Origin of the sequence: Pseudomonas fluorescens (genome assembly GCF_902498065.1) — a bacterium.
GTDB lineage: Bacteria > Pseudomonadota > Gammaproteobacteria > Pseudomonadales > Pseudomonadaceae > Aquipseudomonas > Aquipseudomonas fluorescens_BJ.
In genome coordinates this window covers 212,548-225,523 of the sequence record NZ_CABVIR010000005.1, presented here as the reverse complement: position 1 = coordinate 225,523, position 12,976 = coordinate 212,548, and the positions used below count along the sequence as shown (strand labels likewise).

The following is a 12,976-nucleotide window of genomic DNA, read 5'->3' as shown; positions in this document are numbered from 1 at the left end:
CTGCTCACACTCCCAGGTAGCGTTGCGACAGTTCGGGTTGAGCCGCGAGTTCCACAGGGGTGCCATCCCAGACCTGTCGTCCCTTCTCAATGATGTGATGACGGTCAACTACCCGTGCCATTTCCTTGAGGTTTTTGTCGATCACCAGAATCGTCTCACCCTCTGCCTTGAGGGTGGCCAGGCAACGCCAGATCTGCTCGCGGATGATGGGGGCCAGGCCTTCAGTGGCTTCGTCGAGAATCAACAGGCTGGGGTTGGTCAGCAGCGCGCGGCCCACCACCAGCATTTGCTGCTCGCCACCGGACAGGGTGCGAGACAGCTGGTCCTGGCGCTCCAGCAAGCGCGGGAACAGTTCATAGACCCGCGCCAGGTCCCACTTGCCCCGCGTGGCGGTGGCCAGCAGATTTTCCCGCACACTCAGGGTGCCGAAGGCGCGGCGGCCCTCCGGCACCAGTCCCAGGCCGGCCTTGGCGATGCGATAGGGCGCAGCACCCCGCATTTCCGTGCCGTTGATGCGGATGCTGCCGGCACTGGGCTTGAGCAACCCCATGATTGATTTGACCGTGGTGGTCTTGCCCATGCCGTTGCGGCCGATCAACGACACCACCTGGCCCTGCTCGATACTCAGGTGCATGTCGAACAGCACCTGGCTCAAGCCATAGCCCGCTTTCAAGCCTTGAACCTCAAGCATGTTCTTCTCCCAGGTAGGCGGCCCGCACTTGCGGGTCGTTGCGCACTTGTTCGACGCTGCCGGTCAGCACCGTCTGACCGTAGACCAGTACCGTGATACGGTCGGCGAGGGCGAATACCGCGTCCATGTCATGTTCAACCAGCAGGATTGCGTAGCGGCCCTTGAGGCTGTGCAGCAGCTCGGTCATGCGTGCGGATTCGTCGGCGCCCATCCCGGCCATCGGCTCATCGAGTAACAGCACCGAGGCTTCCTGAGCCAGGGCCAGGGCGATCTCCAGTTGCCGCCGTTCGCCATGGGACAGTTCGTGGACCGGGTCTTGCGCGCGAGGGCCCAGGCCCACCTGCTGCAAGTAGCCAAGCGCCGGTTCCAACAGGCGGGTGTCGCGGCTCAGCGGACGCCACATGCCGAACGCCTTGCCATCACGAGCGGCGATAGCCAGGGCGACGTTCTCCAGCAAGGTGAACTCGGTGAACAGCTGACTGACCTGGAAGGCCCGCGCCAGTCCCAGGCGTGGCCGCTGCCAGGCCGGTACGCGGGTGATGTCCTGACCGTTGAGATGAATCTGGCCATGGTCGGGGAAAATTTCCCCGGCGATCTGCGCGATCAGCGTGGATTTACCGGCGCCGTTCGGGCCGATGATGGCGTGCAACTCACCCTTGGCCAGTTCCAGGCTGGCGCCGTTGGTGGCTTTCACCGCGCCGAAGGCCTTGTGCAGATCACGAATCGATAGCTGTGCGCTCATGGGCGTGCCTCCACGGCGGTGTTCGATTTGACGGCAACCACGTTCGGCTTGCGCTGCAACAGGCTCAGCAGCAATCCGTAAACGCCTTTCTTGCCGAACAGCACCACCAGCAGCAACAGAGGACCGAAAATCAGCATCCAGTGTTCGGTCCACTGGCTCAGCACTTGTTCAAGGCCCAGGTAGGTGGCCGCACCCAGCAACGGGCCGAGCAGGGTACCGACGCCGCCGAGGATCACCATCGCCATCAACTCGCCGGACTTGTGCCAGGCGCCCATGTCGGGGCTGACGAACAGCGCGTAATTGGCCCACAGAATGCCCGCCAGACCGCCGCCGGTGCCCGCGATCACAAAGGCCGTCAGGCGATAGCGCAAGGGTTTGAGGCCCAGGCTGACACTGCGCCGCTCGCTCTGCTTGAGCCCGCGCAGGACAAAACCGAAACGCGAATTGACCAGCCGCCGACACAGCAGCAACCAACCGGCCAGCAACGCTACACACAGGTAGTAGAAGTGGTTGGCGTCGCTCAGATCCAGTGCGCCGAGGGTATTGCGCTCGTTGAGCAGGATGCCGTCGTCACCGCCGTACAGCGACAGCGAGCCAAGCACGAAGTAGAGCATCTGGCCGAACGCGAGGGTGATCATGATGAACTGCACGCCGCTGGTACGCAGCGACAGATAACCCACCAGCCACGAAAGCAGCGCGCATACCAGCAGGGCCAGTGGCCACACCACCAGCGCGCTGTTGCTGCCTTCCCAGCCCCACAGCGGCATGCCTTGCGACGTGTGGAAGGCAACGATGCCGACGATGTAACCGCCCAGTCCGAAGAACGCGGCATGGCCGAAGCTGACCATGGCGCCGTAGCCGATCAACAAGTCCAGACTGATGGCCGCCATGCCGTAAATCGCAAGGCGGGTGAAGAAGCTGACCAGGTAGGGTTCGTGCAACCAGTGGGCCAGCAGCGGCATGCAGGCAAAGGTCGCCAGGCACGCAAGGTCAATGATAAGGCGTGGTGACATAGCGTTCTCCTCAGGCACGGGCCGGCAGCAGGCCGCGCGGACGCACCAGCAGCACCAGGGCCATGACGATGTAGGCGCTGGCGGAAATCAGCCCGGCGCTCAGGGTGCCGCTGGTTTCGCTGGGCAGCAGTTGGTCCAGCAGCGGCGGAATGTAGGCACGGCCGAGGCTGTCGACCATGCCGATCAGCAGGGCACCGACCAGCGCACCGCGCACCGAACCGACACCGCCGACGACGATGACCACGAAGGTGGTGATCAGGATCTTCTCGCCCATGCCGATTTCCACCGACAGCAGCGGTGCCGCCATGAAGCCGGCCAGGCCGCACAGCATGCAACCGAAGACGAATACCAGGGTGTACAGCCGGGCGATGTTGACGCCCAGCGCGCCGACCATTTCATGGTCGTCGGCCCCCGCGCGAATCAGCATGCCCAGGCGCGTGTGGTTGATCAGCAGCCACATGCCGACCGCCACCACCAGACCTGCAATGATGAACAGCAGCCGGCTGACCGGGTACATCAGCCCCGGCAGCACTTGGACAAAACTCGAATACCATTCGGGCGTGGGCATGGCCGGTGGGCTGCGACCGAAGATCAGGGTCAGCAATTCGTTGCTGAAAAACACCACGGCCAACGTCGCCAGCACCTGATCCAGGTGATCGCGTTTGTAGAGGTGGCGCATGATCGAGGTTTCAATCAGCGCGCCATAGCAGGCCGAGCCGATCAGCGCGGCCAGGCCGCCCAGCCAGAACGAGCCGGTCGCCATGGCGGTGTAGGCGGCACAAAAAGCGCCGACCATGTAAAAGGCACCGTGGGCGAGGTTGATCACGCCCATGATGCCGAAAATCAGGGTCAGGCCCGAGGCCAGCAGAAACAGCAAGGCGCTGTATTGCAGGCCGTTGAGAATCTGTTCGAGCAATAACATGACTGCGTTCCTCATGAAAACGCCCCGCAGGTTTCTGCAGGGCGAGGACGGGGGCTCAGGTGCCGGTCAGATCGAGCATTGAGCGGCGTAGCTGTCGACGTGGCGGGTCGCCAGAGTCTTGATCGGCACTTCGATCAGCTTGCCATCGGCGCCGGCCTGCACTTGCAGCAGGTACCAGTCGATCACCGGGTGCTGGTTCTGGGCGAAGCTGAAGTCACCGCGAATGGAATCGAACTTGACGTTCTTCATGGCCGAGCGGAAGGCCGCCTGATCTTTCAGATTGCCCTGGGAGGTCTTCAGGGCTGCGCCGATCAGTCGTGCCGTGTCGTAGGTCTGGGCGGCATACACCGTCGGGGCGCGCTTGTACTTCTCGGTGAAGGCTTTGACGAAGGCCTGGTTGGCCGGGTTGTCCGACTGCGGGTTCCACAGGGTGACAATGTTGGTGCCCTTGGCCACATCGCCGGTGGCGGCGAGCATACGTTCATCCATGGAGAACACCGGCACCACCATCGGGATTTGCGCCGACAGGCCCGAGCCGCCGTACTGCTTGGCGAAGTTGATGCCGCCGCCGCCCGGGTGAAACTGGAAGATCGCATCCGGCGCCAGCGCACGCACGCGCGCCAGTTCCACCGAGAAGTCCAGTTGGTTGAGCTTGGTGTAGATCTCGGTCACTTCGCCCTTGAAGGTGCGCTTGAAACCGGCCAGTGCGTCACGGCCGCCCTGATAGTTGGGCGCCAGAATCACCATCTTCTTGTAGCCCAGCTCGTTGGCGGCGACACCGGCCATCTCGTGCGGGGTGTCGTTCTGGTAGGAGGCGACGAAGTAGTTGGCCATGCACTTTTCACCGGCCAGGGTCGAGGGCGCGGTGTTGTTGCTGACGTAGAAACCGTCCTTTGTGGCGGTGTTGATCACGGCCGCCAGCACGTTGGAAAAAATCACCCCGGTGTACAGCGAAATACCGTCCAGGCTCATGCGGTCGGCGATCTGCTTGGCCTTGGCCGGTTGCAGTCCGTCATCTTCCACAATGAGTTGCACCGGCACACCGCCGAGCTTGCCGTCCTCCTGATCGATCGCCAGCTGGAAGCCGTCCCGCGAGTCTTCGCCCAGGTAGCCGGCGGGGGTGGAAAGGGTGGTGATGAAGCCGATTCGGACAGGCTCCACGGCCTGGGCAGCCGTCGCTGCGCAGAGGGAGGTTGCCAGACATGCACGCAATACCAGGTTTTTCATGAGGCGGCCTATGAAGTAGGTCGTGCCAACGCACGGTGGATATCGATGAGGGCAGTGATTCAGTGTTCGGTCGGGCCGATTGATTGTTGTTATGGAAGTGCTGTGTCAGCTGTTGCTCTCGGTGAACTTCTCCAGATAGAGGCGGCTTTGGTCCAGGCCGTGCTGCTGGCGCCAGTCCTTGATTGACTCGACCATCGGCGGCGGGCCGCACAGGTACAGGTCGAACGGCTGGTCGCGCAACTCGGCCAATTCCAGGTGATCGGCGATATAGCCGGTCTTGCCCGGCCAGTCGGGGTTGGGATTGCTGACCACGGGCGTGAAACGGAACCCGGGGATGCGTGCGGCATAGGCCTCGATGCGCGAGACCTCGCACAGGTCCGCGGCCTCGCGCACGCCGTAGTACAGGTGCACCGGATGGCCGCAGCCGTGCTGGTCGGCAATCTGGTCGAGCATGCCCAGGAACGCCGACAGCCCGGTGCCACCGGCCACCATCACCAGCGGTCGGTCGATATGACGCAAGTAGAAAGCACCCAACGGCGCTTCCATGTGGATCACGTCACCGACCTGGCAACGATCGCGCACGTAATCGGTCATCACGCCGCTGGGCAGCAAGCGAATGAGAAACTGCAGGTTGCTGCTGCCCGGCGCGCAGGCAAAGGAATACGAGCGCCGATGTTCGGTGCCCGGTACCTGCAGACGAGCGTACTGGCCCGGCAGGTAGTCGAGCGCCGCGCCCGCTGCACCGACTTCCACATGCACGATGGCGGTGGTCGGCGATACCTGTCGCACCTCGCTCACGGTGCCTTGCAGAGTGCTCGGGCCGCTGCTGCCGCAGAGACTGGAATCGAAGTCGAAGTAGAAGGCCGCGTCCGACTGCACGCGCGTCTGGCAGGTCAGCATCTTGCGCTCGGCCAGGTCACTGGCCGACAGTGCTTCATCGTCCACATAGTCCTGAGTGTACTGCCCGGATTCGCAGCGGCCCTGACAGGTCGCGCAAACCCCTTCGCGGCAGTCCAACGGAATCTTGATTCCGCTGCGCAGGGCCGCGTCGAGCAGGATTTCATTGTTCTGCACGTTGCAGAAGAGTGTTTTGCCATCGGCGAAACTGAAGGCGACCTTGTACGTCATGAGCGTTAATCCGCAGGGTTCAGAGATGGTAGAAATCGAGCACGGAGTTGATCGTGTCGTTGAGCAGCACTACGTGTTTGCGGGCGATCTTCCAGCTCTCGCCGTCGGGGCGCAGGCGGTAGGTGGCTCGGCCGAAGAACTGCTCGGCGGTTTGCATGCGGTAGTACAAGGTGCTCCAGTTGACGCGGACCTCCAGCTCATCATCCTGTAGCGGCGCGATACGCACGTTGCTGATCAGGTGCAGGGTGCGCGGCATCGGGATGGTCGATGCCGCCTTGCCGGTACGAATGCGGAACACCCGGTCTTCCAGACCACCCCGGTTGGGGTAGTAGATCAGTGACATGCCTTTTTTCGGGTCGGTGGTGTAGACGTGCTCCGAATCCCATTGCGGCAGGTGGAATTCGCTGTCATCGCTGAACATGGCCAGGTAGGTGTCCCAGTCCTGGGCATCGCAGGCCTCGGCGTTGCGGTAGAGAAATTGCTCGACGCGGTATTGCAGTTGCGAATTCATGTTCACACCTCACGCAGTTTCAACGGTTGTTGTTCGGCCGCCTTGCGCGCCAGGCCTTCGAGCAAAAAGCGCTGCCAGTTGGCGTGCTGGTTGACGTACAGGCCTTCATGGGTGAACTCGGTGCCGGTCAGTGCCGGGGCGATGCCAATGGTTTCGCTGTTGCGGGTGGCGCCTTCGACCCACTTGCCCTGGCCGCGGGAAATGTCGCTCCAGCGTTCCAGACGCGCCTGGAAGCCACGCTGGGCTTCACGGAACTCCACGAGGTCATCGGGGGTGCCCATGCCGGACACGTTGAAGAAGTCTTCGAACTGACGAATGCGGTTTTCCCGATCGGCGTCCGACTCGCCGACCACACCCAGACAGAAGCTGTTGATTTCGGTCTTGTTCCAGGCCACCGGGCGGATGATGCGCAACTGCGAGCTGATCTGGTCGAGGAAAAACATGCTCGGGTAGACGTTCAGATTGCGCAGGCGGTGCATCATCCACTCGGCTTTGCCCTGGCCGTGTTCCTCGACCAGACGCGGCATGATGGTGGCGTAGCCAGGGCGCACGGCCGGGTTGGGCATGTCGCTGAACAGAAGGCTGTGGCCGTTGTGGAAAGCGAACCAGCCGTCGTCGGTTTCCTTGTCGCCGGCCCCCAGCTTGCTGTAGTCCAGGGTGTCGCTGGAAGTCAGGCCTTTTTCGGCGTTGACCTGTTGGCGGTGTTGCACGGTGGCCACGTAGTTGTAGTGGACGGTGCTGACGTGGTAACCGTCCAGGCCGTTCTCGTTCTGCAGTTTCCAGTTGCCGTCGTAGGTGTAAGCCGACTTGCCCGGCAGCACTTCGAGCTGACCGGTAGGTGACTGCGCCACCATCATGTCGAAGAACACCTTGGCGTCACCGAGGAAGTCTTCCAGGGTGTCGGTGCCCTCCACGTCGAGGCTGACGAACACGAAGCCGTTATAGCTTTCGATACGGGCCTTTTTCAGGCCGCGGGTAGCCTTGTCGAAGCCTTCGGGGTATTCGCCCGGCGCCTTGACCTTTACCAGCCGGCCGTCGCTTTTGTAGCACCAGGCGTGGAAGGGGCACGTAAAAGTCGACTGGTTGCCCTTGCCAACGCGGGTAAGGGTGGTGCCACGGTGCTGGCAGGCGTTGATCAGGGCGTTCAGACGACCTTCACCGTCGCGGGTGATGATCAGCGGCTGGCGGCCGGCACGCATCGTCATGAAATCGTGATTATTGGCGATCTCGCTTTCGTGGCAGGCGTAAATCCAGTTCTTCTCGAAAATCAGTTCCATTTCCAGATCGAACAATTCCGGGTCGGTAAACATATCGCGGGCGATGCGATAAACACCGTCTTCCGGACGGAAGTCCAGGCAACTTTCTATATAACTTTTCCACTGTTCGATACTTCGTGCAGTTGTCATATCCCAGTCCTCGGCCAATGGGCTAATTCACGCCTTCATTAAATGACGTGGCGATGGACAGGGTCTATCCGCTTATTAGTGGAAACCCATCCGGAAAATAAGCCTTGATCCTGGGTTGTTGGCGATTTTCTCCTGTAAATACTGGGTTTTGTCGCCTGTGAAGGCTGAGCAAACGGCTAATTGTCTTCCAGTAACGGGATAGCCGCTGACGAACTTGTTGCGGCTTAATTTCAATCGAAGCACCACCAGAGTGTCTCGCTGCAGGTCACTGGAAACTGCCATTGCTCATGGCCCTGGTTTTAGCCAGAAGTGCCTTCTATTCATGTGTTGCTCTAAACGCGGCAGGGGGAAAAATAATATGTTGCATAAAACGTGGTTAGTTCGAGGGATTCAAACAGTGGGCTTGTTGACGCCATTATTGGCTCAGGCTGACGTGGTCTCTGACAGCCGGCTGACACTGGGTACCCGCAACTTCTACATCGATCGGGATTTCAAGCAGGACAACCCGGCCCGTTCGCGGGTGGGCAGTTGGACTCAGGGGTTCGACCTGCGTTTTGCCTCCGGCTATACCGAAGGCCCGGTGCAGTTCGGCCTGGACGCAGAGGTGCAGTATGCCTATAGGCTGGACGGCGGTGGCGGGCGCGGCGATGACTCCATCATTCCTTACAGCCGAAGCCGTCAGGAGCAGGCCGATGAATATGGCCGTGGCGGGGCGACGCTGAAAATGCGCTATTCGAAAACCGAGCTGAAAGTCGGTGAACTGCGGCCGTTACTGCCGGTGGTGATCATTGATGATTCACGTCAGTTGGTCACGACCTATCGCGGTGGCCTGCTCGAATCCAAGGAAATCGACGGCCTGACATTGACCGCCGGGCGGCTGACGCAGATCGGTGCGCGTAACTCCTCCAACTACGAAAAACTGTACCTGCAGACCGGTTCGGGTGTGCGCCATGGCAGTGACGGGCTCAACCTTGCCGGTGCCAGCTATGCTTTCACTCCGTCGCTGACCGGTACTTACTTCTACGCGCAACTGGAAGACATCTACCAGCAGCACTACCTGGGCATCACCCATCTGGCAGACCTGGGCGACGGCTATGCGCTGAAGACTGACCTGCGTTACTTCAACAACAGCGAAGACGGCGACGCGCTCTACGGCGACATTGACAACCGTTCCTATGGCGCCATGACCTCCCTGAAAAAAGGCGGGCACCGATTCGGCGTGGGATACCAGCGCATGCTCGGCGACAGCAACTTCCCGACACTGGGCGGTTATGTGCCGCAGCCGTTCCTGGTGAACTGGTCGCGGGTGGCGTTCATCAAACCCAACGAAAAATCCTGGCAACTGCGTTATGACTACGACTTTGCCGCCATGGGGCTGCCGGGCCTGAGTTTCATGACCCGATACTTGAAGGGCAGTTCGGTGGACCGTGGCGACAACCTCAGTCAGGCAGCGGAGCAGGAGCGCAACCTGGTGCTGTCTTACGTGGTGCAAAGCGGTCCGCTCAAAGGCGTGGGCGTAGAGGCCGGCAATGTCGTCGCCAAATTCAGCCATGGCAATGACTGGGTGGAAAACCGCCTGATCACGACTTACACCTGGAAATTTTGGTAACGTCCTGCCCTGAAATCGGACACGGTTGCGCGCAGAAGTGACGCCTCGGGTAGCGCTTTACCCGTTGCGTCGCCCGCTCCTGGCACCATTGCTGTGCGCATCAACGCCGCGCAACGCGTTCGACATCCAGATAGTTTCCGATTACTAGCCGAAAAGTGCGGATTTCGCCTGTTCGCACCGGCTGGGCATAGCCCTTGCAAACCCAATGAGAATACGCGCCGAAGAGCGTGTCGATGTCCATTGCCGTGGGTGTACCGTCATGACCGAACCAAATGTTGTCCAGTTTCGAGATATCCGCATAGATCGCTACGACCTGGCCGGTGCCCGGGCATGGATGGCCGGCATTTGCGGGCCGCACGAACTGCAGACCTCGCAGCCGAACCGGATTCAGTTTCACCACAAGGCCAATGTGTTCAAATCCATGTCCACGACCTTGGGCCGGATGGAATACGGTACCGACGTGACCATCGGCGTCGAGGATGCCGAACACCTCAATTGCTACAGCCTCAGCCTGCCGATTCGCGGCGAGCAGGAATTGGTCAAGGATGGCCGTCGGTTGTACTCCAATCAGGATCAGGGGCTGATCGTGACGCCGCACGAAACCCAGACACTGAGCATGGCCGGTGACTGTCACAAAATCTCCGTGGTGATCACCCGCATGGCCATGCGCCAGACACTGGAAGGCATGCTGCAACGCCCGCTGGAAATGCCGCTGAAGTTCGAGCCGGTGATGGACGCGGTCAACGGCGCCTCTGCCTCCTGGTGGCGGCTGGCCCGTTACTACATCGATGAGCTGGAGCGCGGCCACGACCTGTTCAGTCAGGTGTACTTCACCCGCGATATCGAAAGCGCGCTGATCAAGGGGCTCATCCTTTCCCAACCCAACAACTACAGTGCCGAACTGCGTGACCAACTGGGCGTCAAGTTGCCGTATTACCTGGTGCGCGCCAAGGACTTCATAGAAAGCAACGCTCGCGAAGACATCCACCTGGAGGACATTGAGGCGGCGGCAGGGGTGTCCCGCTTCAAACTGTTCGAAGGCTTTCGCAAGCACATGGGCGTCTCGCCCATGGCTTACCTGAAAAAGTTTCGCCTCGGCGCCGTACGCCAGGAAATCCTCGAAGACGCCTCGGTGCGCAACATCTCCGTGATCGCGATGTGCTGGGGGTTTTCGCATCTGGGCCGGTTCGCCAGTGAGTACCGCAAGCTGTTCAACGAAACGCCCAGCGCCACTCTGCAGCGCAGTGAAGCCCGTCGCAACCGGTCACTTTGACATGACGACTTTCCACGCGGCCACCGCCAACAGCGTGGGCCTCAACTTGTCGCTGATGTGCCGCGAGCCGGTCTTCACCAGTCGCTCGGCGCAGGAAACCCAGCGTTTGATGGGACAAGCGCTGGTGGAGCATGAGCTGGACTGGCCGCGAGGCGGGGTCGATACGGCGTTCTATCGCGGCCAGGTCGCCAGTTGCGAACTGTATGCGCTGCGTTACGGCGGCCAGGTAGAAATCCGGCCGCAGCCTTTCGAAGATTTCGTGCTGGTACAGATGCCGCTGCGCGGCAGTGCCACGCTTGAGTCCGACGGCATGGGCTATGACGTCAGCCCGGGAGAAGTGGCGATCCTGTCTCCGCGCAACCAGGCTCGAGTGGTGTGGGAGGAGGGCTGTGAGCAACTGATCCTCAAACTGCCACGAGCATTGCTCGACGCCAGCCAAAATGCGCTGGCCGATGACTTGCCATCGGGCTTCACGTTAGCGCCGGTCAGCCGTCTGGAACGGCCACTGGCGATGCGCTGGTTTCGTCTGGTCAGCGAGTTGCTGGAGCACTTGCCCAAGGGTGAGTCGAGTGCACTGCCTTCTCGCTGGTTACAGCATCTGGAGCAAAGCCTGCCGCTGTTTCTGCTCAGCCATTGTGGCGTTGCGCAACAAGAGTCGCGTTCGCCGCGGCAGCCCACCCGTCAATTGCAAAAAATCGACGCCAGCATGCGCGAACACCTTGCTCAAGGCATCTCCCTGGCTGAACTGGCGGTTGCTGTCGGGGTGAGCATTCGCAGCTTGAACACCTTATGCCAACGTGAATACGGTCAAAGCCCGATGGACCGCTTGCGCGGATTACGGCTCGAAGCCGCCAGGGAGTACTTGCTGGCGAAGCCGCACACCAGCGTGACAGAGGTCGCGCTGGAGTTCGGGTTCGGGCATGTGGGGCGGTTTGCCAATTACTATCGGCAGCGCTTTGGAGAGTTGCCGAAGCAGACGATGAAGTCTCTGGCATGAGGGACACAGATTTGGAATGGACAAAAAATCCGGAATCTGACCTGATTCAAGCTCTTGATCAGGTCAGTGCAAAAGTTTCTTATTTTGCCGAGCAGATATTAAAACTGCCGTAAAAAACAGTTAACCCACCCAACCGACAGCGGTCTTTGGAATAACATCGGACTCATCAAGGGTAGATGCGAACATGCTTACCGCCTCAACCGCATCGCTGGTGCCGCTACGGATCTGTAAAATGACCGCCCCGGCCTGATCGGCCAGTGATACGCCTCGTTGTGCGCCCTCTTGCGTGGTGTTCATACTGGCAACCGCTTCACGGGTTTCGGCGAGGATCTTACCGATCATTTCGGCGATTTCTGCTGTAGAGCGACTGGTTCGTCCTGCCAGTTGCCGCACCTCATCGGCTACTACAGCGAAACCTCTTCCCTGGTCTCCTGCACGGGCTGCTTCAATGGCTGCATTGAGTGCCAGTAGATTGGTTTGATCGGCAATGCCGCGAATGGTATTGACGATGGCCGTAATTTGCTCAGAACGATCACCTAATTGGCCTACTAATCGTGCGGACGCTCCAATATTTTCGGCAATCTGCCGCATTTCCCGAGCGGTTTCCTGGATGACTTGGGCACCTTGCTCCGCGACTTTTTCAGTTTCCGCTGATATATGGTAAGCCCGAGATGCGCCACGGGAGTCCTCTTCAAACTTTTCAACTCTTTCAGTTATATCGCTGGCGAACTTAACGACTTTGCAGAGTTCGCCGTTGGCATCGAAAACTGGATTGTAGGTAGCCTCTAGCCATACTGCTCTTCCATGCTTGCCAAGGCGTTTGAACTGACCGCTGAAGAATTCACCGGCGTTGAGTCTGCGCCAAAAATCGACGTATTCGGGACTATTCACTAGCGTCGATTCACAGAATAAGCGGTGATGCTTGCCCTTGAGTTCGTTTACGGCGTAGCCCATGACATTGAGAAAATTCTCATTGGCGACAAGAATATTACCGTGTAAATCAAACTCGATCACGGCCATGGCCCGATCCAATGCAGCCAGCTTCGTCCGCATCTCGGCATCTAGTTCCACCTTGGCGGTGACATCAAGAGCATATTTGACCACCTTGATAACTCTACACTGGTCGTCCATAACGGGATTGTAGCTTGCCTCGAGCCAGACGTTCTGGCCGCGGCTGTTAATACGTTGAAAGGTCCCAGAGACAAATTTTCCGGCGCGAAGCTGCGTCCAGAAGTCTTTGTAGTGACTGCTTCGCGTTTGAGTTGGTGTACAAAAGTCCTGGTGTGACTTGCCGAGTAAATCTTCCGCGCGGTATCCCATTGTGGTAAGAAAATTGTCGTTTGCGCGAAGCACGTTACCGTTCAGATCGAACTCAATTACAGCCATGGAGCGCTCAAGAGCCCCTATCAGTCCTTTGTATCCTGCCACTTCAGTCGTCATGACCGACAGCTCGTTCT

12 protein-coding genes and 2 pseudogenes are annotated in these 12,976 nt (G+C 59.8%); 3 read left to right on the top strand and 11 right to left on the bottom strand.

The window, feature by feature from the left end; genetic code table 11:
• Positions 1-4: 4 nt before the first annotated feature.
• The 9 genes from F8N43_RS19470 to F8N43_RS19430 all read right to left on the bottom strand — a co-directional run bounded on the left by F8N43_RS19470 (position 5) and on the right by F8N43_RS19430 (position 7,922).
• A complete protein-coding gene (locus tag F8N43_RS19470; protein WP_150631566.1) occupies positions 5-691 on the bottom strand; it encodes an ABC transporter ATP-binding protein in 687 nt (228 codons plus the stop codon).
• The gene (locus F8N43_RS19465) at positions 684-1,433 is read right to left on the bottom strand and encodes an ABC transporter ATP-binding protein (protein ID WP_150631565.1); all 750 of its coding nucleotides are present in this window, start codon (positions 1,431-1,433) and stop codon (positions 684-686) included. Before F8N43_RS19465 ends, F8N43_RS19470 begins: the two co-directional genes overlap by 8 nt.
• Complete coding sequence (locus tag F8N43_RS19460; RefSeq protein ID WP_150631564.1) at positions 1,430-2,446, bottom strand: branched-chain amino acid ABC transporter permease; 1,017 nt, start codon at positions 2,444-2,446, stop codon at positions 1,430-1,432. Before F8N43_RS19460 ends, F8N43_RS19465 begins: the two co-directional genes overlap by 4 nt.
• A 10-nt stretch (positions 2,447-2,456) precedes the next feature.
• On the bottom strand, positions 2,457-3,368 hold the full coding sequence (locus F8N43_RS19455) for a branched-chain amino acid ABC transporter permease (protein ID WP_150654196.1): 912 nt from the start codon (positions 3,366-3,368) through the stop codon (positions 2,457-2,459).
• 66 nt (positions 3,369-3,434) lie between these two features.
• On the bottom strand, positions 3,435-4,595 hold the full coding sequence (locus F8N43_RS19450) for an ABC transporter substrate-binding protein (RefSeq protein ID WP_150637424.1): 1,161 nt from the start codon (positions 4,593-4,595) through the stop codon (positions 3,435-3,437).
• A gap of 105 nt (positions 4,596-4,700) precedes the next feature.
• Positions 4,701-5,723, bottom strand: coding sequence for an anthranilate 1,2-dioxygenase electron transfer component AntC (antC, locus tag F8N43_RS19445; protein WP_150632498.1), 1,023 nt, complete (start codon positions 5,721-5,723; stop codon positions 4,701-4,703).
• Between the two features lie 19 nt (positions 5,724-5,742).
• A complete protein-coding gene (gene antB / locus F8N43_RS19440) occupies positions 5,743-6,234 on the bottom strand; it encodes an anthranilate 1,2-dioxygenase small subunit (protein WP_150632497.1) in 492 nt (163 codons plus the stop codon).
• 2 nt (positions 6,235-6,236) lie between these two features.
• A complete protein-coding gene (antA, locus tag F8N43_RS19435; protein ID WP_150632496.1) occupies positions 6,237-7,640 on the bottom strand; it encodes an anthranilate 1,2-dioxygenase large subunit in 1,404 nt (467 codons plus the stop codon).
• Between the two features lie 75 nt (positions 7,641-7,715).
• A complete protein-coding gene (locus F8N43_RS19430; RefSeq protein WP_150632495.1) occupies positions 7,716-7,922 on the bottom strand; it encodes a hypothetical protein in 207 nt (68 codons plus the stop codon).
• 76 nt (positions 7,923-7,998) lie between these two features.
• On the opposite strand from F8N43_RS19430, the gene F8N43_RS19425 reads away from it, so the two are divergent.
• From F8N43_RS19425 to F8N43_RS19415, 3 genes are all read left to right on the top strand, one after another.
• Entirely contained in the window at positions 7,999-9,249 is a 1,251-nt protein-coding gene (locus tag F8N43_RS19425; protein ID WP_150632494.1) for an OprD family porin, read from the top strand.
• A 259-nt stretch (positions 9,250-9,508) separates the two neighbouring features.
• Positions 9,509-10,522, top strand: coding sequence for an AraC family transcriptional regulator (locus F8N43_RS19420; RefSeq protein WP_191623708.1), 1,014 nt, complete (start codon positions 9,509-9,511; stop codon positions 10,520-10,522).
• Position 10,523: 1 nt separating this feature from the next.
• Positions 10,524-11,519: an AraC family transcriptional regulator gene (locus F8N43_RS19415; RefSeq protein WP_150654195.1), complete on the top strand. Its 996-nt coding sequence runs from the start codon at positions 10,524-10,526 to the stop codon at positions 11,517-11,519.
• Positions 11,520-11,639: 120 nt separating this feature from the next.
• Here F8N43_RS19415 and F8N43_RS29965 read toward each other — a convergent pair.
• Positions 11,640-12,116: pseudogene (locus tag F8N43_RS29965) on the bottom strand (methyl-accepting chemotaxis protein); the annotation flags it as partial.
• Positions 12,117-12,227: 111 nt separating this feature from the next.
• Positions 12,228-12,905, bottom strand: a pseudogene (locus F8N43_RS29960) (PAS domain-containing protein); the annotation flags it as partial.
• Positions 12,906-12,976 lie beyond the last annotated feature (71 nt).

Coding starts and splice junctions, on each gene's coding strand:
- F8N43_RS19470 (WP_150631566.1), bottom strand. CDS start 691: ATGCTTGAGGTTCAAGGCTTGAAAGCGGGCTATGGCTTGAGCCAGGTG.
- F8N43_RS19465 (WP_150631565.1), bottom strand. CDS start 1,433: ATGAGCGCACAGCTATCGATTCGTGATCTGCACAAGGCCTTCGGCGCG.
- F8N43_RS19460 (WP_150631564.1), bottom strand. CDS start 2,446: ATGTCACCACGCCTTATCATTGACCTTGCGTGCCTGGCGACCTTTGCC.
- F8N43_RS19455 (WP_150654196.1), bottom strand. CDS start 3,368: ATGTTATTGCTCGAACAGATTCTCAACGGCCTGCAATACAGCGCCTTG.
- F8N43_RS19450 (WP_150637424.1), bottom strand. CDS start 4,595: ATGAAAAACCTGGTATTGCGTGCATGTCTGGCAACCTCCCTCTGCGCA.
- antC (WP_150632498.1), bottom strand. CDS start 5,723: ATGACGTACAAGGTCGCCTTCAGTTTCGCCGATGGCAAAACACTCTTC.
- antB (WP_150632497.1), bottom strand. CDS start 6,234: ATGAATTCGCAACTGCAATACCGCGTCGAGCAATTTCTCTACCGCAAC.
- antA (WP_150632496.1), bottom strand. CDS start 7,640: ATGACAACTGCACGAAGTATCGAACAGTGGAAAAGTTATATAGAAAGT.
- F8N43_RS19430 (WP_150632495.1), bottom strand. CDS start 7,922: ATGGCAGTTTCCAGTGACCTGCAGCGAGACACTCTGGTGGTGCTTCGA.
- F8N43_RS19425 (WP_150632494.1), top strand. CDS start 7,999: ATGTTGCATAAAACGTGGTTAGTTCGAGGGATTCAAACAGTGGGCTTG.
- F8N43_RS19420 (WP_191623708.1), top strand. CDS start 9,509: ATGACCGAACCAAATGTTGTCCAGTTTCGAGATATCCGCATAGATCGC.
- F8N43_RS19415 (WP_150654195.1), top strand. CDS start 10,524: ATGACGACTTTCCACGCGGCCACCGCCAACAGCGTGGGCCTCAACTTG.